Annotated in this window: 12 protein-coding genes and 3 pseudogenes; 6 read left to right on the forward strand and 9 right to left on the reverse strand. The window is 70.9% G+C overall.

Annotated features, from left to right (window positions below; genetic code table 11):
* Positions 1 to 297: 297 nt before the first annotated feature.
* From ACP4J3_RS47165 to ACP4J3_RS47175, 3 genes and pseudogenes are all read right to left on the reverse strand, one after another.
* Positions 298 to 1,002 carry a response regulator gene (locus ACP4J3_RS47165; protein WP_426543798.1) on the reverse strand — a complete coding sequence of 235 codons (705 nt, stop codon included), beginning with the start codon at positions 1,000 to 1,002 and terminating at the stop codon, positions 298 to 300.
* Positions 999 to 2,672 (reverse strand): ATP-binding protein, encoded by a 1,674-nt coding sequence (locus ACP4J3_RS47170; RefSeq protein WP_426543800.1) that lies wholly within the window; start codon positions 2,670 to 2,672, stop codon positions 999 to 1,001. Before ACP4J3_RS47170 ends, ACP4J3_RS47165 begins: the two co-directional genes overlap by 4 nt.
* Positions 2,673 to 2,734: 62 nt before the next feature.
* Positions 2,735 to 3,746, reverse strand: a pseudogene (locus ACP4J3_RS47175) (RNA-guided endonuclease InsQ/TnpB family protein).
* A gap of 251 nt (positions 3,747 to 3,997) precedes the next feature.
* On the opposite strand from ACP4J3_RS47175, the gene ACP4J3_RS47180 reads away from it, so the two are divergent.
* Positions 3,998 to 5,392, forward strand: coding sequence for a cation:dicarboxylate symporter family transporter (locus tag ACP4J3_RS47180; RefSeq protein WP_426543802.1), 1,395 nt, complete (start codon positions 3,998 to 4,000; stop codon positions 5,390 to 5,392).
* A 206-nt stretch (positions 5,393 to 5,598) separates the two neighbouring features.
* Here the strand turns inward: ACP4J3_RS47180 and ACP4J3_RS47185 are convergent.
* Positions 5,599 to 5,964: pseudogene (locus ACP4J3_RS47185) on the reverse strand (MarR family winged helix-turn-helix transcriptional regulator); the annotation flags it as partial.
* 144 nt (positions 5,965 to 6,108) lie between these two features.
* On the opposite strand from ACP4J3_RS47185, the pseudogene ACP4J3_RS47190 reads away from it, so the two are divergent.
* Positions 6,109 to 6,660, forward strand: a pseudogene (locus ACP4J3_RS47190) (maleylpyruvate isomerase family mycothiol-dependent enzyme); the annotation flags it as partial.
* A gap of 370 nt (positions 6,661 to 7,030) precedes the next feature.
* Here the strand turns inward: ACP4J3_RS47190 and ACP4J3_RS47195 are convergent.
* Both ACP4J3_RS47195 and ACP4J3_RS47200 read right to left on the reverse strand, forming a co-directional pair.
* Entirely contained in the window at positions 7,031 to 7,927 is an 897-nt protein-coding gene (locus ACP4J3_RS47195) for an aldo/keto reductase (RefSeq protein WP_426543804.1), read from the reverse strand.
* Position 7,928: 1 nt separating this feature from the next.
* Complete coding sequence (locus tag ACP4J3_RS47200; protein ID WP_426543806.1) at positions 7,929 to 8,843, reverse strand: NAD-dependent epimerase/dehydratase family protein; 915 nt, start codon at positions 8,841 to 8,843, stop codon at positions 7,929 to 7,931.
* A 45-nt stretch (positions 8,844 to 8,888) separates the two neighbouring features.
* Between ACP4J3_RS47200 and ACP4J3_RS47205 the strand changes: the two genes are divergently transcribed.
* The 4 genes from ACP4J3_RS47205 to ACP4J3_RS47220 all read left to right on the forward strand — a co-directional run bounded on the left by ACP4J3_RS47205 (position 8,889) and on the right by ACP4J3_RS47220 (position 12,568).
* The gene (locus ACP4J3_RS47205) at positions 8,889 to 9,407 is read left to right on the forward strand and encodes an Lrp/AsnC family transcriptional regulator (protein WP_426543808.1); all 519 of its coding nucleotides are present in this window, start codon (positions 8,889 to 8,891) and stop codon (positions 9,405 to 9,407) included.
* Positions 9,408 to 9,436: 29 nt separating this feature from the next.
* The gene (locus ACP4J3_RS47210; RefSeq protein WP_426543810.1) at positions 9,437 to 9,823 is read left to right on the forward strand and encodes a MerR family transcriptional regulator; all 387 of its coding nucleotides are present in this window, start codon (positions 9,437 to 9,439) and stop codon (positions 9,821 to 9,823) included.
* Positions 9,820 to 10,152 carry a thioredoxin family protein gene (locus ACP4J3_RS47215; protein ID WP_426543812.1) on the forward strand — a complete coding sequence of 111 codons (333 nt, stop codon included), beginning with the start codon at positions 9,820 to 9,822 and terminating at the stop codon, positions 10,150 to 10,152. The genes ACP4J3_RS47210 and ACP4J3_RS47215 overlap by 4 nt, the downstream gene beginning before the upstream one ends.
* Before the next feature lie 190 nt (positions 10,153 to 10,342).
* Complete coding sequence (locus ACP4J3_RS47220; protein ID WP_426543820.1) at positions 10,343 to 12,568, forward strand: HelD family protein; 2,226 nt, start codon at positions 10,343 to 10,345, stop codon at positions 12,566 to 12,568.
* 461 nt (positions 12,569 to 13,029) lie between these two features.
* On the opposite strand, the gene glgB is transcribed toward ACP4J3_RS47220, so the two are convergent.
* The 3 genes from glgB to treS all read right to left on the reverse strand — a co-directional run.
* Positions 13,030 to 15,639 (reverse strand): 1,4-alpha-glucan branching enzyme, encoded by a 2,610-nt coding sequence (gene glgB / locus ACP4J3_RS47225; RefSeq protein ID WP_426543814.1) that lies wholly within the window; start codon positions 15,637 to 15,639, stop codon positions 13,030 to 13,032.
* Positions 15,636 to 17,081, reverse strand: coding sequence for a maltokinase N-terminal cap-like domain-containing protein (locus ACP4J3_RS47230; protein WP_426543816.1), 1,446 nt, complete (start codon positions 17,079 to 17,081; stop codon positions 15,636 to 15,638). Before ACP4J3_RS47230 ends, glgB begins: the two co-directional genes overlap by 4 nt.
* Before the next feature lie 84 nt (positions 17,082 to 17,165).
* Positions 17,166 to 18,455: maltose alpha-D-glucosyltransferase (gene treS, locus ACP4J3_RS47235; protein ID WP_426543818.1), on the reverse strand; the 1,290-nt coding region annotated here is incomplete at its 5' end.

Here is an 18,455-nt window from a genome sequence, read left to right on the forward strand (position 1 = left end):
GTGCTGTACGGGTGCCGTGCGGGGCGAGCGGCCGTGTCCTCTCCGAGGGTGCGCCCGCGCGGCCCCGCGCTTCGCCGGCCGGCGCCGTCGGTACGGGCTGAGCTCGGCCTCGGTTGCCACTGAGACCCCAGGTCCGGGCCGAGTTCCTCGCGTGCCCGGGGCCATTCCCGCCGTCGCGCTGCAACCCTCGCTCGGGATGTGCCCGCGTGAGCGGCTGGGGGTGGACTCCGGTCGTGCGGGGTGAGCGGCCGAGGCGGACCCGGTTGTGCGGGATGAGCCGTCGGGGCGGGCCCCGGCCTACCGGCCCATCCCCGCCCCCGGGACCCACCGGTACACCAGCTCCGGCCTCCCCACCTGCCCATAGACCGGCGCCCGCTCCGCCCTCCCCGCCTCCACCAGATGTTCCAGATACCGCCGGGCCGTGATGCGGGAGATCCCCACGGCCTCGGCCACCCCCGCCGCCGTGAGCCCCTCCATGGCGTCCCGCACCGCCCCGGTCACCCGCTCCAACGTCGGCCCGCTCAACCCCTTCGGCAGCGCCGCAGGCCCCGGCGCCCGCAGCGCCGCCAGCGCCCGGTCCACCTCGTCCTGCCCGCTCGCCTCCCCCACCGCCGCGTGGAACTCGGCGTACCGCACCAGCCGGTCCCGGAGCGTCGCGAAGGTGAAAGGCTTCAGTACGTACTGCACGACCCCCAGCGACACCCCTTCCCGCACCACGGCCAGGTCCCGCGCCGACGTCACCGCGATCACGTCGGCGTGATGGCCCGCCGCACGCAGCGACCGCGCCAGTTGCAGCCCGTGCACATCAGGCAGGTGCAGATCCAGCAGCAGCAGATCCACTCGCGTCCGCTCCAGCGCGCGCCGCGCCTCCGCTCCCGTGTGCGCCTTGCCGACCGCGACGAAGCCCGGCACCCGGCCGACGTACATCATGTGCGCGTCCGCGGCCACCGGGTCGTCCTCCACGACCAGGACGCGAATCGCCTGCTCGGCCGCCGCCGTCATACGTCACCTCTCGAGACCACCGCGCTCCCGGAAACCGCCTCGGAGCCGGATACGGCCCCCTCCACCAACGGCAGCCGCACCTCGAACACCGCCCCGCCCCCGTCGGCCTCCGCCACCGACCACAAGCCCTTGTGCCGGATCACGGCCTGTCGCACCAGCGCCAGCCCCAGCCCCCGGCCCGCCGGCCCGGCCGGCTTCGTGGAGAACCCGCGCTGGAAGACCGTCTCGGCGAGCGCGGGGTCCACCCCGGCCCCGGTGTCCGACACCCGTAGCACCAGCTCGCCGCCCTCGCTGCCGTCGGCGTACGCCGTCACCGTCACCCGCGCCCCCACGCTTCCCTGCGCCGCGTCCACCGCGTTGTCGATCAGGTTGCCCAGTATCGTCACCAGGTCCCGGGCGGGAAGGGTGTCCGGCAGCAGGCCGTCGTCCAGTTGGCTGTCCTCCGACACCACCAGCTCCACGCCCCGCTCATTCGCTTGCGCGGTCTTCCCCAGCAGCAACGCCGCCAGCACCGGCTCGCTCACCGCCGCCACGACCTGGTCGGTCAACGCCTGCGCCAGCTCCAGCTCAGCCGTCGCGAACTCCACCGCCTCCTCCGCTCGCCCCAGCTCGATCAGCGAGACCACCGTGTGCAGCCGGTTCGCCGCCTCGTGCGCCTGCGAGCGCAGCGCCTGCGTGAAGCCCCGCTCGGAGTCCAACTCGCCCATCAGGGACTGGAGTTCGGTGACGTCGCGCAGGGTCACCACGGTGCCGCGGCGCTCGCCGCCCGACACCGGGGAGGTGTTCACCACCAGAACCCGTTCCGCCGCCAGATGCACCTCGTCGACCCTCGGCTCCGACGCCAGCAGCGCCCCGGTGAGGGGGGCCGGCAGCCCGAGCTCCGCCACCGACCGCCCCACCACGTCGTCGCCCACCCCGAGCAGCTCCCGCCCGCCGTCGTTGATCAGCGCCACCCGGTACTGCCCGTCCAGCATCAGCAGCCCCTCACGCACCGCGTGCAACGCGGCCTGGTGGTAGTCGTGCATCCGGCTCAGCTCGGCCGCGTTCATGCCGTGGGTGTGCCGGCGCAGGCGGGCGTTGATGACGTACGTGCCGATCGCGCCCAGCGTGAGCGCGCCCGCCGCCACTCCGATCAGGGCCGTGAGCTGCTCCTGCACCCGCTTGCTGATCTCCTCGACCCGGATGCCCGCGCTGACCAGCCCGACGATGTGCGTCTGGTCCCGCCCGCCGTCGTAGATCGGCACGACCGCGCGGACGGACGGGCCGAGCGTGCCGGTGTAGGTCTCGGTGAAGGGCTGCCCGCGCAGGGCGCGCTCGGTGTGGCCGCGGAAGTGCTGGCCGATCTGGGCCGGGTCGGGGTGCGTCCAGCGGATGCCTTCGGGGTTCATGATCGTGACGAAGTCGACCTCGGCGTCGCGCTGGACGCGCAGCGCGTACGGCTGGAGCTCGGCCGTCGGGTCGGCGGTGCGGATCGCCTCCCGCACGGACGGGGCGTCGGCGATCGACTGGGCCACCGCCTTGGCCTGACGCCCCGCGGCGTCCTCGGCCTGGCCGCGGTCGCTGACGTAGGTGAACACCGCGTACCCGGCGACGAGCACCGCTATCAGCACGGCCTGCATGGCGAAGAGCTGCCCGGCCAGGCTGCGGGGTCTCGGGACGGGGATGCGCATGTCGTCAGTCTGCCCCATGGCCGATTTTGACTGCTCCCCTGGCGAACGAGGGGATTCCTGGCTCAGGCCGCCTCCTGGAGCAGCGCTCCAGGGGGTCTTCCGCCATCAGCACCAGCCGGGTTCAGACCAGCCCGGACGAGCATCACATGGGCGGAGCTCTTGTCCCGGGAGGAGACGGCTCCGCATGCGATGCAGGTGTAGGTACGTTCCGACAGAGGAAGTGCGTGCTCGGTTCTCGCTCCGCACGATGCGCAGTCCATGGTGGTGTGCGCGGGGTCTACGAGGCGGACGTCCCGCCCGTGCTTGCGGCCCATGGTGGTCCTGGCAAGGAACTTCGGGCGGAAGTCCTCCACCGCGATGGCGTCGTGGTCGCGTACGACGTTCTTCGCCCACTTGCGGCTGGTGTCCTGTCGCTGTCGGGCGATCTTCTGGTAAGTCTTCGCCCGCAGCCTCTTCGCTTCCCGGTAGCCATGGGAGGCCGCCTGGCCCTTCTTCAAGATCGTGGGCGTCCGATGTGGTGGTCGCAGTCTCCTTCACGCCCCAGTCGATGCCGATCACCGCGCCGGTCTCAGGGAGTGGATGGACTTCGGCGGGGACGGCGAACGAGGCGTACCAGTGCCCGACCCTGTCGCGGTACACGCGCACCGAGGAGGGCTCGGCGGGCAGCTCCCGCGACCACACAACCGACACGACGATGCCGCCCGCGAGGTGCAGGCGCCCGTCCTTGAGTCGGAAGCCGCGGCGCGTGTAGTTCAGGCTTGGGTCGGCCTCATGCTTTTTCTTGAATCCCGGCATTCCGGCCCGCTGCCGTATGGGCAGTCTGTCCTTGATGTCCTTGAGCGCCTTCGCGCGGCACCTGCCGAAGTCACGAATGAGCTGCTGCTGCGGAACCGAGGACTTCTCAGCCAGCCAAGGTGTGATGGCACGGGACTCGGTCAGCATTCGGTCCAACCGGGCTGGACCACACTCCTCCCCGTCGGAGTGAGCCTTCTTCGAGCGCGCCACGCACGACACACGCAGCCGGTACGTATACCGCACATGCCCGATCCCGCCGGACTCACTCGCCGCCGTCACGCCACCACCCCCTCCTTGCCATCAGATTCACCCTGGTCAGCGCATGCGGGCACATGTATTCGCTTCAAGGTCTCCCCGCAGAGAGCCGGTGAACTAAATGAACGGAAGGGTGACCGCCCTCACACGGCGGGAGATAGTCACCGCATCGCTGAAGTACGACCCCGTCCCCCCGGGGCTCGCCAGCCGAACCCCCCACCCCGGACGTGAGCCGCACGCCGGTGATACCGACGAAGACGTCAAGGAGGGCAGCCGTGGCCGCCGCCAGTTCCCCCGATACGGCACCTGCCGCACCCGTCGCCAAGCGGGATCGCACGCACTACCTCTACATAGCGGTGATCATCGCCGTGGCCCTGGGTATCACCGTGGGCCTGGCCGCACCCGACTTCGCGGTCGAGCTGAAGCCCATCGGTTCGGGCTTCGTGAGCCTGATCAAGATGATGATTTCGCCGATCATCTTCTGCACGATCGTGCTCGGCATCGGATCGGTGCGGAAGGCGGCCAAGGTCGGCGCCGTCGGCGGAATCGCCCTGGTCTACTTCCTCGCGATGTCGCTGGTGGCTCTCGGCATCGGCCTCGTCGTCGGCAACATCCTGGAGCCGGGCACCGGCCTCGCGGTGACCGACGCCGTCAAGGATGTCGGGCACGCGCAGGTCGACGCCGAGGCCAAGGACACCACTGAGTTCCTGCTCGGCATCATCCCGACCACGATGATCTCCGCCTTCACCTCGGAATCGGTCCTGCAGACCCTGCTCATCGCGCTGCTCGCCGGCTTCGCGCTGCAGGCCATGGGCTCGGCCGGGGAGCCGATCCTGCGCGGAGTGCAGCACATCCAGCGGCTCGTCTTCCGCATCCTCGGCATGGTGATGTGGGCCGCGCCGATCGGTGCCTTCGGCGCCATCGCCGCCGTCACCGGCTCCGCCGGACTGGACGCGCTCAAGAGCCTCGCCGTGCTGATGCTGGGCTTCTACGTCACCTGCATCCTGTTCATCTTCATCGTGCTCGGCGCACTGCTGCGGATCGTCGCCGGCCTCAACGTCTTCTCGCTCTTCAAGTACCTGGGCCGTGAGTTCCTGCTGATCCTGTCGACCTCGTCCTCCGAGTCGGCGCTGCCGCGCCTGATCGCGAAGATGGAGCACCTCGGCGTCAGCAAGCCGGTGGTCGGCATCACCGTCCCGACCGGCTACTCCTTCAACCTCGACGGCACCATGATCTACATGACCATGGCGTCCCTGTTCATCGCCGACGCCATGGGTACGCCGATGTCGGTCGGCGAGCAGATCCCGCTGCTGTTGTTCCTGCTGGTCGCCTCGAAGGGCGCGGCCGGTGTGACGGGCGCGGGCCTGGCCACCCTCGCGGGCGGTCTCCAGTCGCACAAGCCCGCCCTGGTGGACGGCATCGGCCTCATCGTCGGCATCGACCGCTTCATGAGCGAGGCCCGTGCGCTGACGAACTTCGCGGGCAACGCCGTGGCCACGGTGCTGATCGGTACCTGGACGAAGGAGATCGACCGCGAGCGGGTCGACGAGGTGCTCGCCGGGCACCTGCCCTTCGACGAGAAGACGCTGCTGGACGACGACGGTCACGGTGGTGGTGCGGCGGCCGAGGTGTCGGAGCCTGGTGGGGAGAAGGAACTCGCCAAGGCGTAAGCGCTCCGCTGGGAGAGCCGAAGGGAGCTCGGGGGTGCGGTGAGCTGTTGACTGCGGGTGGTTCGTGGCTGGTCGCGCCCACGCGGCGGAGCCGCAAATCGAAACAGCCCCGCGCCCAAGAAGGCCCCTCAAGGCCCCTTTGGCCCCCCTCTTTCTCCGGATGCCCGGCCCCGCCTGAACCGGGGCCGGGCATCCGGCCGTTCGGGTCAGGTCTCCTGTGCCCACGGGTCGGTGATGTCCCGCAGGAGCGTCAACGCCTCCCGCAACTGCCTCATCCGGCGCTTGCCGAGGTGCTCCTCCCACTCCTTCTCCACCTCCGCGACCACCGCGTCGGCGATCTCCTTCGCCGCCCAGGCCTTCTCTGCCCCGCACACCAGCCGGGCCCGCCGCTCGGTCGGGTCCGGCATCCGGCGTACGTAGCCCGCCTTCTCCAACTGGTCGACCAGGAAGCCCGCGGTCTGCTTGGTGACCTGGGCCTGCTCGGCCAGCTCGGTCAGGCGTGTGCCGTTCGGGCCGATGCGCTGCAGGACCCGGGCCTGGGCGGGCGTGAAGTCGTCGTACCCGGCGAGGCGCTCCGCTGGGTTCGGACGATTCAGGAACTGCCGCCTGCGGCTTGTTCACCTACTGCGGGTCGACCGTGGCTGGCCGCGCCCGCTCGGCAGAGCCGCCCACTGATACAACCCCTTCCCCCTTGCAGGGGCGCGACCTCGCCCCGCATTCAACTCCTGCCCCCTGCGAGCGCAGCGCCCCGCGGGGACTGGCGAGTCCGGGACGTGGCCGCGCATCTGACCATGGCGCCGCGCTTCAGCTACCGGGACGGCGTACGGGAGATGGTCCGGGCCCGGGGCAACTGGAACCGGATGATCCATGACTCGGCGGTGCGCGAGGCCCGGCTGCCCGTCGGCGAGATCGTCGCCAACCTCCGCTCGATCATCGGCTCGCGCAACCTCGCGCCCACCACCAGCCCCCGCGAACCCCTCCTCGACATCCTGGTCCACGGCCAGGACATCGCCCTCGCGCTGGGCCGCGCCCGCCCGGTGCCCCCGGCCGCCGCCCGCGACGCCGCCGACCGGGTGTGGACCATGCGGTTCCCGCCCCGCCCCTGGCCGCTCCCGCACGCCCGGCTGGTCGCCACGGACATCGAGTGGACGCGCGGCGAGGGCGAGGAGGAGGTCCGCGGCCCGATCGCCGGCCTGCTCCTGCTGCTCACCGGGCGTCCGGAGGCGGCCCGGGAGTGGTTCGCCGCGGCGGGCACACCGGAGGAGTGAAGGCAGGCCCGGGGAACTGGTCCACCCCTTCGCCAAGCGGCCTCCCGCCCCGCCCACCGCACTGCTTCGCCCCGCCGCCCGCCCGGCTCGCACGGCACGCTGAAGGCCCTGATGCAGGCCGTCCGTCCGAGGGGAGGCGGGCCAGGCAGGCCAGGGCGTGTTTCGCCTCGCCCTGGAGCGCTGGTTCGTCGCCGGCCCCGCACACGCCCACGAACTGATCGGCCGGCGTCTCCCACGGATTCTGCCGCGGCCGGCGTGGCCACGAACGGTTCGCGGAACGGGGTGCTCCCGACGCACGTGCCCGGTCACCCCGGTTGCCTTCCCCGGGCCCCTCGCCCGGCCTGGCCCCGGTCGGCCGAGTCGGCGGGCATCAACCGACCGGCGCGGCCGTACCGTCCAGCCGTGCCAGTTCCTCCGCGCCGAGCACCAGGTCCGCCGCGGCCGCCGAGTCTCGTATCGACTCCGGACGGCTCGCTCCAGGAATCGGGATCACTGCCGGGGATCGCGCCAGCAGCCAGGCCAGGCACACCCGCTGAGGGCTGACACGGCGCTCGTGCGCCACGGCGTGGAAGGCGCCGAAGCGTCCTTCGCCCTCCGTCCGCGACGGCCCGTCCAGCGCACTGCGCGAGATACCGCCCAACGGGCTCCACGGCAGGAACGCCAGTCCCAGCTCCGCGCACAGCCGCAGTTCGGCCTCGCTGTCCCGTACTGCGGGCGAGTACTGGTTCTGCACCGAGACCAGCCGGTCGCCGAGGATCCGGTGGGCCGTACGGATCTGGTCCGAGTCCGTGTTGGAGACGCCGGCCAGGCGGATCTTGCCCTCGTCGAGGAGCTCGCGCAGGGCGCCGACCGACTCCTCGAACGGGACGGCCGGATCGGGCTTGTGCAACTGGTACAGCCCGATCTCCGCTGTGCCGAGCCGCCGGAGCGAGGCCTCGGCGGCCGCTTTGAGGTGGCGGGGGTCGCCGTTGACCGTCCAGCTGCCGTCGGCCGGTCTGCCGCGGCCGGCCTTGGTGGCCACCACCACGCCGTCGGTGTCGCCGCCGTACGTGGCCAGTGCGCGGGCGACGAGGAGTTCGTTGTGACCGGGCTCGGCGCCCGGCAGATGGTACGAGTCCGCCGTGTCCAGCAGGGTCACCCCCGCCTCCAGTGCGGCGTGCACGGTGGCCAGGGCGCGCCGCTCGTCGGGGCGGCCCTCGATGGACAGCGGCATCACGCCGAGGCCGATCGCGCTCACGCGGTGGGGGCCCAGAGTGCGGTGGCGCATGTCAGTCGGCGTCCTTTCCGAGGGTCTCGGCGACGGCCTTCGCAAGCCACTGCCGGGCGTGCGTGAAGCGGAAGCCGAGCCGCGTGGCACGGGAGTTGTCCATGGCGTAGCCGCGGGTGAAGGAGAACGGCGAGGTCGCGCCGACCTCGACCTGCCGGAAGACGGTCCGGCCGTCCGGGATGCGCGCGGCGATCGCGGAGCACAGCTCCTCGGTGGTCAGCAGGCCGTGGGAGGCGGCGTTGACCGGGCCCGTGAAGTCCTGGCCCACCGCCCAGAAGAGGAAGTCGGCTATCTCCTCGACATGGATGTACGTCGCCGGATGGTTCACCACGGGTACGGTGATCGGCCCACCGGCGCGGATGCGGCTCGCGTAGTGGGTCATACGGCCCGTGAAGTCGTCGTCCCCGCCCAGTACATGGGCGACGCGCACGGCCGTGCAGGGGAAGGCCGGGTCGGCGGCGAAGACGGCCTCCGCCTGCCGTTTGCCCTCGCCGTAGCGGGCGTCGAGGAACTCCGGGTCGTCCCAAGGGAGTCCGAGATCAACGGCCACGCCCAGCGGATCCACGTCCGACTCGCGCACGGGGGCGATCGAGTCCTCGTACTCGTACACCTCCACCGTCGATGTCAGCACGTAACGCCGGGTGCGGCCGGTGAGGACCCGGCGGGCGGTCTCCGCCTGGCGCGGGGTGTAGCAGACCTGGTCGACCACGGCGTCGAAGGTCCGTGAACCCAGCGCCGCCGTGAGGGACTTCTCGTCGTTCCGGTCGGCGACAAGGTGAACCGCGCCCGGAGGCGGCGCCGACGATCCGCGATTGAGAACCGTCACCCCGTCTCCGGCGGCCAGCAGACGCGCGATCAGCCGCTTGCCGAAATAGCGGTTGCCGCCGATGACCAGTACCTCTCGTGCCCTTCGCATGACCATAATTCTCCGAGCCTCGCACCGCGTCCTGAAGGGGAAGACATGGGAGATCCGGCAACCTCGCCGAAAGAACGACGGCATCTGCGCCCGGCCACCGGCGAAACCTCGGTGGCCTACGACGCCCTGGACCGGCGGATCCTGGAGCTGCTCCAGACCGACGGCCGGATCAAGCTGAGCGAGCTGGGCCGCCGGGTGCGGCTCAGCCCGGCGGCCGTCACCGAGCGCGTACGGCGGCTGGAGGCGGCGGGCGCGATCACGGGGTACGGCGCCCACGTCGCCCCGGCCCGGCTCGGCTACGGCATCCAGGCGTTCATCCGGGTCAATCCGCACGGCGGCTACAACCTCCGCCACCCACGCACCCTGGAGCTGATCGAGCGCCCGGAGATCACCGAGGTCCACCACGTCGTCGGCGAGGACTGCTGGATCCTCAAGGTCGCCGTCGAGGACACGGTCCATCTGGAGGAGATCCTGGAACAGACTTCGGCGCTGGGCCGTACGACGACGTCGATCGTGCTGTCCTCCCCGGTGCGGACGAAGCCCCTGCTGCCACGCTTGCCCTGACGTCGGCGTCAAGGATTACGTTCGTACGCATGCGAATCGGCGAGCTGGCCGCGCGGGCCGGAACCACGACGCGCACCTTGCGCTACTACGAGTCGCGGGGGCTGCTGCCCGCGCGGCGCAGCGGAAACGGCTATCGGAGCTACGACGAGCGCGATCTGAAGCTGCTGCGGCAGATCAGGACGTTGCAGGACTTCGGGTTCGACCTGGAGGAGACCCGGCCGTTCGTGGAGTGCCTGCGCGCCGGGCACCCGGAGGGCGACTCGTGTCCCGCCTCGCTCGCGGTCTACCGGCGCAAGCTGGACGAACTCGACGCGCTGATCGGGGAGTTGCGGGCCGTGCGGGCCAAGATCGGCCTGCGCCTTGCGATGGCCGAAGGGGAACCACCGTTGTGCGAACTGGGAGGGCAGGAGCTGTGATCAAGGCGGCGGGCGTGGCCGAGGTGACGGACGCGGACTTCGAGGCGGAGGTGATCGGATCGGAGCTGCCGGTGCTGGTGGAGTTCACGGCCGACTGGTGTCCGCCGTGCCGGCAGATGGGGCCGGTGCTCACCTCGCTGGCCGCACAGGAGGGCGGGCGGCTGAAGGTGGTGCAGCTCGACGTGGACACCAACCCGCTGACCACGAACGCCTACAAGGTGCTCTCCATGCCGACGTTCATGGTGTTCCGCGCCGGTGAGCCGGTGAGGTCGATGGTGGGGGCGCGGCCCAAGCGGCGGCTGCTGGAGGAGCTGTCCGAGGTGCTCTGATCTCGCTGCGACCTCGCCCGAATACGGAAAAATCCCTCGAGCAATTGCGCTCGGGGGATTTCTCTGCGTATATTCAATGGTTCGCGACTTCCAATAGTGCTCGATCTATATGGATCGCGGAGAAGTTCACTGAACGCAGTATATCCGGGCGGGAGCGGAATTGTCAAACACCGAATTTCACGACGGTGAATTGCGTCGCGAGCAGGAATTCATCGACGGCCTGTACGCGCGCGTGGACGCACTGCGCGGCGACACCGAGGACTCCGTCACGGACGCCCTCGCCCAGGGCAACACGCCCATGCAGGCCCGGCTGGAGCGGGACATCCTCGTCGCCGAGCGCTCGGGGCTGCTCGCCGCGCTGAACGCCGTGGACGGCTCGCTGTGCTTCGGCCGCATCGACCTCTCCTCGGGCATCACCCACCACATCGGCCGGATCGGCCTGCGCACCGACGACGCCGAGCGCACGCCGATCCTGATCGACTGGCGCGCCGACGTCGCCCGCCCCTTCTACCTGGCCACCGGCCACACCCCCATGGGGCTGCGTCGCCGTCGGCACATCACCACCAGCGGCCGTACCGTCACCGCCCTGCACGACGAGATCCTCGACCTGGGCGACCAGGAACGGACCGGACACGAGGACCCGACCGGTGACGCGGTGCTGCTCGCCGCCCTCGACGCCGCGCGCACCGGCCGTATGCACGACATCGTGCAGACCATCCAGGCCGAGCAGGACGAGATCATCCGCGCGCCGCACCGCGGGGTGCTGGTGGTGGAGGGCGGCCCGGGCACCGGCAAGACGGCGGTCGCCCTGCACCGCGCCGCGTATCTGTTGTACGAGCACCGCGAACTGCTCGCCAAACGCGCGGTGCTGATCGTCGGCCCCAACCCCGCCTTCCTCGGCTACATCGGCGAGGTCCTGCCCTCGCTGGGCGAGACGGGCGTGCTGCTGGCCACGGTCGGTGAGCTGTTCCCCGGCGTACGGGCGACGGCGACCGACAGCCGGGAGGCGGCCGCGGTGAAGGGGCGGGCCGACATGGCGGACGTGCTCGCCGAGGTCGTACGGGACTGGCAGGCGCTGGCCGACCCGGTGATCGCGATCGAACACGACCGCGAGGTCCTGATGCTCGACGATGGCCTGGTGCAGGTCGCGCGCGAGAAGACCCGGGCCGCGCGGCTGCCGCACAACGCGGCGCGGGAGCACTTCGAGGGGCACATCCTCAACACCCTCACCGAGCTGTACGCCGAGCGGGTCGGCACCGACCCGTACGACGGCGGCAGCCTCCTCGACGCGAGCGACATCACCCAGATCCGCGACGAGCTCGCCGAGAACCCCGAGGTGTGGGCGGCGATCGACCAGTTGTGGCCCCGGCTGACCCCGCAGCGCCTGCTCGCGGACTTCCTCGCCGATCCCGTGGGCTACCTCCCCGACGAGGACGCGGCCGCGATCCGCCGGCCGGTGACGCGGGCGTGGACCGTGGCGGACGTGCCGCTGCTGGACGAGGCGGCGGAACTGCTGGGCGAGGACGACCGGCTGGTGCGGGCGCGGGCGGAACGCGAGCGGGAGACCCAGATCGCGTACGCGCAGGGCGTGCTGGACGTGTCGTACGCGTCCCGGACCTACGAGTTCGAGGACAAGCAGGACAGTGATCCCGATGCCTCGGAGGTGCTCTCCGCGCACGACATCATCGACGCCGAGCGGTTCGCCGAGCGCCAGGAGGAGGACGACCACCGCAGCGCCGCCGAGCGGGCGGCGGCCGACCGCACCTGGGCGTTCGGGCACATCATCGTGGACGAGGCGCAGGAGTTGTCGCCGATGGCGTGGCGACTGCTGATGCGGCGCTGCCCGACCCGCTCGATGACGCTGGTGGGTGACCCGGCGCAGACGGCGGAGGCGGCGGGTGTCGGCTCCTGGTCGGGCATCCTGCAGCCGTACGTCGAGGACCGCTGGGAGCACACGCGCCTCGGCGTCAACTACCGCACGCCGGCCGAGATCATGGAGGTCGCGGCGGCGGTGGTCCGCGCCGAGAACCCCGGCTTCGAACCGCCGAGTTCGGTGCGCTCGACGGGCGTACGGCCATGGATCCGCGCCACCGACGACCTCCCGGAGGCCGTCGCCAAGGCGGTCGGGGAACTGACCCCCGCGGAGGGTCGGCTCGCGGTCATCGCCCCGCGTCATCTGCACCGCAAGCTGGCGGCGCGACTGGACGGGGTGACGGCGGGCGCCGACCCCGACCTCACCCAAACCGTCGTCCTCCTCGATCCGCGCCAGGCGAAGGGCTTGGAGTTCGACTCGGTACTGGTGGTGGAGCCGGGGTTGTACGGCACGAGTGACTTGTATGTGGCCCTGACCCGGGCGACACAGCGACTCGGTGTGCTGCACACGGGCCGGCTGCCGAGGGCGTTGTCCACCACCTGAACGGGTCTCGCCCCCGCCGCCCCTACCCATTCCCGTCCCCTGGGGGCCTGCGGCCCCCAGCCCCCCGCTCCGGCCCTGAAGGGGCCTTGTCCTCAAACGCCGGACGGGCTGGATTGTGCGGGCCGGGGCTGGAGGGGGCGCTCTGTGTGGGTGGGTGGGGGTTCGGGGCGGTAGGGCCTTGTCGTCAAGTGTTGGGTGGGTTGGGTTGTGCGGGCTGGGGATGGCGGGACCTTGTCCTCGAACACCGGGCGGTCTGCGCCGGCGTTGGAGGGTGGCGCCCCCTGCTGGGTGGCGGGGTGGGGATGGGGTGGGCTGCTTCTCAAGTGGCGGAGGGGCTGGTTGGTCAGCCCCTCCGGCGTTTGAGGAGCGGGGGTCCAGGGGGCGGAGTCCCCTGGCGGGGTCGGTCGCAGGGGCGGAGCGCCTTCAGGATGGGATGAGTAGGGGCGGCGGGGGCGAGGAAGCTACGCCGGGCGGAGCCACAGGGTTGCCAGGGGCGGTAGGGTCAGCTGGATGCTGGCCGGGCGGCCGTGCCAGGGTGTCGGCTCCGGCTTGAGAGGGTCGGGGTTGGTGACGTCGCCGCCGCCGTACCTCGCCGCGTCCGTGTTCACCGTCTCGTGCCACGCCGGGACGTCGTCCGGCACCCCGAGGCGGTACTCGTGCCGCACGACCGGTGAGAGGTTCGAGACCGCCAGGAGCGGAGCCCCTTCCGCGTCGTAGCGGAGGAACGCGAAGACGTTGTCGTCGGCCGCGTCACCCACCACCCACTGGAACCCGGAGGGGTCCGTGTCCCGTTGCCAGAGGGCCGGGGTGTGGCGGTAGACGGTGTTGAGGTCGCGGACCAGGTCTCGGACCCCTCGGTGGTCCGGCTCCGCCCCGTACGCCGGGTCCAGCAGCCACCAGTCCGGACCGTGCGCCTCCGACCACTCGGCGCCCTGCGCGAACTCCTGGCCCATGAAGAGCAGCTGCTTGCCGGGGTGCGCCCACATGAAGCCCAGGTACGCGCGGTGGTTGGCCCGCTGCTGCCACCAGTCGCCCGGCATCTTCGACACCAGGGAGCGCTTGCCGTGCACGACCTCGTCGTGGGAGATGGGGAGTACGTAGTTCTCGCTGTACGCGTACACCATCGAGAACGTCATCTCGTTGTGGTGGTACTTGCGGTGCACCGGCTCCTTCGCCATGTACTGCAGCGAGTCGTGCATCCAGCCCATGTTCCACTTCAGGCCGAAGCCCAGCCCACCGAAGCCGCCCGGGCCCGACACGTGCGTCGGGCGCGTCACTCCGTCCCAGGCGGTCGACTCCTCCGCGATCGTCACCACCCCGGGCACCCGCCGGTACACCGTCGCGTTCATCTCCTGCAGGAACGCCACCGCGTCCAGGTTCTCCCGCCCGCCGTGCTCGTTCGGCACCCACTGCCCCGGCTCGCGCGAGTAGTCCAGGTAGAGCATGGAGGCGACGGCGTCCACCCGCAGCCCGTCGATGTGGAACTCCTCGCACCAGTACAGGGCGTTGGCGACCAGGAAGTTGCGCACCTCGCGCCGGCCGAAGTCGAACTCCAGCGTGCCCCAGTCGGGGTGCGCGGAGCGCAGCGGGTCCTCGTGCTCGTACAGCGGACGCCCGTCGAACTCCGCCAGCGCCCAGTCGTCGCGCGGGAAGTGCGCAGGCACCCAGTCCATCAGCACGCCGATGCCGGCCTGGTGGAGGGAGTCCACCAGGTACTTGAAGTCGTCGGGGGTGCCGAGGCGGGCCGTGGGCGCGTAGAAGCCGGTGACCTGGTAGCCCCAGGAGCCGCCGAAGGGGTGCTCGGCGACCGGCATCAACTCGACGTGGGTGAAGCCGAGGTCCTTGACATAGGCGGGGAGCTGTTCGGCCAGTTGACGGTAGGTCAGTCCAGGGCGCCAGGACGGCAGATGGACCTCGTAGACGGAGAAGGGCGCCTCGTGTGTCGGGACCGTCCCCCGGCGCTCCAGCCACGCCGCGTCACCCCACTCGTACCGCGAGGCGTGCACGATCGACGACGTGTTGGGCGGGGCCTCGGTGCGGCGGGCCAGCGGGTCCGCGCGCAGTGTCTTCGAACCGTCCGGCCGGGTGATCTCGAACTTGTACAGCTCGCCCTCGCCAATCTCGGGCACGAACAGCTCCCAGACCCCGGAGCCGCCGAGCGAGCGCATCGGATAGCCGGTGCCGTCCCAGAAGTTGAAGGTGCCGGCCAGACAGACGCCGCGTGCGTTCGGGGCCCACACCGTGAAGCGGGTGCCGGTCACGCCCTGGTGCGTCATCGGCTCGGCGCCGAGCGCCCGCCACAGCTCCTCGTGCCGGCCCTCGCCGATCAGATGCAGGTCGAGCTCGCCCAGCGCGGGCAGGAAGCGGTACGCGTCCTCGGTCTCCTGCACCGTCCCCTCGTACGTCACGAGCAGTTGGTAGCCCTCCGGCACCTCCCGCAGCGGCAGCAGCCCCGAGAAGAACCCCTCCGTGTCGTCGTGCAGTTCCGCCCGCAGGTTCCCGGCCACGACGGTCACCGACAGAGCGTACGGCCGGAAGGCGCGGAAGGCGACGCCGCCGGGGACCGGATGCGCGCCGAGGACGGAGTGCGGGTCGTGGTGGGTGCCGGCGAGGAGACGGTCGCGGTCGGCGGCGTCGAGGGCGGGCGAGACGGCGACGGGCGCCTCCGGCGGCGGAGCGGCGCTCGGCGAGGTGATCTTGTCCGGGCCGAGCTTCTTCGCCGGGGCCTTCCGGGCGGCCGCTTTCTGTGCCGGGATCTTCTTGGGCGCCGCCGCCTTCTGCGCGGGGACCTTCTTGGCGGCGGTCTTCGATGCCGTGGTCGTCTTCGCACCGGCCTTCTTGGGCACCGCCTTCTTCGCGGCGGCCTTCTTCGCCGGGGCCTTCTTGGCGGCGGTCTTCTTCGCCGCGCCGGCCTTCGCCGCCGTCGTCTTCTTCGCCGTCCCCTTCTTCACGGCCTCCGCGGCCTCCGCGGCCTTGGTCGTCGCCTTTTTGGCGACGCTCTTCTTCTCGGCCGACTGCTCGGCCGCCTTCTGGGGTTCCGAACCGCTGGAGGGAGTGGTGCGGGGGGTCACGGGCGGGGCCTCCTAGGCGAGGGTGGGGATGAAGGGATGGAGGGAGCTGAGGTGCCGGCGTCCGCGGCGAGCCGGTGTATCGCGGACATCGGCACGGACAGCCAGTCGGGGCGGTGCCGGGCCTCGTAGACGACCTCGTAGACCGCCTTGTCGGTCTCGTACGCGCGCAGCAGCACCGGATCGGTCCGTGGATCGACCCCGCTGACCTGCGCGTACCCGGAGCAGTACGCCGCCCGGCAGGCGTCCGCCCAGCCCGGTACCGGCAGGGCGGCCGAGTGGGCGGCGTAGTCGAAGGAGCGCAGCATGCCCGCGACGTCCCGCACCGGAGGCTGCGGCATCCGCCGCTCGGCCAGCGGCTTCGACGGCTCGCCCTCGAAGTCGATCAGCCACCAGGGCCCGCCGGGCGAGCGCAGGCACTGCCCGAGGTGCAGATCGCCGTGGATGCGCTGGGCGGTCCAGGTGCTGCCCTCGGCGGCGAGGCGGGCCAGCGCCTCGAAGGCGGAGCGCAGACCGGGCGCGTACGGCCGCAGCGCGGGCACCGCCTGCGCGGCCGCCGCCAGCCGCTCGACCATGCCGTCGACGAGTTGCTGCACCTGTGTGTGCCCCAGGGTCACGGTTGGCAGCGTACGGGCCAGCGCCAAGTGCACCTCGGCGGTCGCGCGCCCCAGCGCCCGCGCCTCGGCGGCGAAGTCCTCGCCCTTGGCCAGCTCGCGCAGCGCCAGCTCCCAGCCGTCCGCCGCGCCCTGCACGAACGGCTGGAGCACTCCCAGGACGTACGACTCGCCCGCCAGGTCGGCATGGAACCACGCCGTCGGCGCGGGCACCCGGTCACAGCCCTCGCGGGCCAGCGCGAGCGGCAGCTCCAGATCGGGGTTGACGCCGGGCACGACCCGGCGCAACAGCTTCAGGATGAACGTATCGCCGTAGACGACCGAGGAGTTCGACTGCTCGGAGGTGACCAGGCGCGGCACCAGGGCGGACCGGATCTCCTGGCTCCCGTCCCGGTCGAAGCGCAGCGCGCCGACGCGGGCCCCGGTGCGCAGCGCCTCCAGGAGCAGCTCGCTCGGACGGGGGTCGTACAGGGCGTCGTACACCGTGCGGCCGGCGAGCGGGCCCTCGGCCACATGTCCGATCAGCGCGGGCGCGAGCCGTGGCGGCAATGCCTCGCGATCCCCTATGAGGAGCTGGTAGCAGTCCGCGGGCTGCTCGGGCGCGCCCGCCACGGGGGCGACGGGCTGATGGGCGCGCACCAGCAGGTGGTACAGGCCCAGCTTGCCGCCGGGCGGCAGCAGTTCGGTGGCCGCGACCTGCGAGAACCCGGTGACGGGACGCCCCTTGCCCGCGAACCAGCGCTGCCGCGGCAGCCACTCCCGCAGCAGTGGGTCCAGTGACGCAAGGAGGCCGGGCGAAGTGGTAACGGTACGGGTGACGGCTTCCGACATGGCGTCGCGTCCTTTCCCCGGGCGGTCGGGGTGTTACTTCTGCGTGCCCCGGGCGGGACGGCGGAAACCGCCCCGCCCGGGCTCTCAGGCGGCGTCCTTGCGCAGCCGGAACCAGTAGAAGCCGTGGCCCCCGAGGGTCAGCAAGTACGGGAGCTCACCGATGGCCGGGAACCGTACCCCGCCGGACAGCTCGACGGGATGGCGTCCGGTGAATCTCCGCAGATCGAGTTCCGTCGGCTGCGCGAAACGGGAGAAGTTGTTCACGCACAGGACGAGATCGTCCTCGTATTCACGGAGGAAGGCGATCACGGCCGGATTGGAGGACTGCAGCTCGGTGTAGGTGCCGAGTCCGAAGGCGGGGTTCTGCTTGCGGACCTCGATCATGCGCCGGGTCCAGTGCAGCAGCGAGGACGGCGAGGACATCGACGCCTCGACGTTCGTCACCTGGTAGCCGTAGACCGGGTCCATGATGGTCGGCAGATACAGCCGTCCCGGGTCGCACGACGAGAATCCCGCGTTGCGGTCCGGCGTCCACTGCATGGGGGTGCGGACGGCGTCGCGGTCGCCGAGCCAGATGTTGTCGCCCATGCCGATCTCGTCGCCGTAGTACAGGATCGGCGAGCCCGGCAGCGACAGCAGCAGGGCGGTGAACAGTTCGATCTGGTTGCGGTCGTTGTCCAGCAGGGGGGCCAGCCTGCGCCGGATGCCGATGTTGGCGCGCATGCGGGGGTCCTTGGCGTATTCCGCCCACATGTAGTCGCGTTCCTCGTCGGTGACCATTTCCAGGGTCAGCTCGTCGTGGTTGCGCAGGAAAATGCCCCACTGGCAGCCGGAGGGAATGGCCGGGGTCTTGGCGAGGATTTCCGAGACCGGGTATCTCGACTCCCTGCGCACGGCCATGAAGATCCGCGGCATCACGGGGAAGTGGAACGCCATATGGCATTCGTCGCCGCCGCTGCGGTAGTCGCCGAAATAGTCGACGACGTCTTCCGGCCACTGGTTCGCCTCCGCCAGCAGCACCGTGTCCGGGTAGTGGGCGTCGATCTCCTTCCGCACCCGCTTGAGGAATTCATGCGTCGCGGGAAGGTTCTCGCAGTTCGTGCCTTCCTCCGCATACAGATACGGCACCGCGTCGAGCCGGAAGCCGTCGATGCCCAGGTCCAGCCAGAACCTCAGTGCCGAGAGGATCTCCTCCTGGACGGTCGGGTTCTCGTAGTTGAGATCCGGCTGGTGGGAGAAGAAGCGGTGGAAGTAGTACTGCCCCCGGACCGGGTCGTAGGTCCAGTTGGAGGGCTCGGTGTCGACGAAGATGATGCGGGCGTCGGCGTAGGCCTTGTCGTCGTCGGCCCACACGTAGTAGTCGCCGTAGGGCCC

The sequence above is a fragment of the Streptomyces sp. UG1 genome, from assembly GCF_049974585.1.
GTDB lineage: Bacteria > Actinomycetota > Actinomycetes > Streptomycetales > Streptomycetaceae > Streptomyces.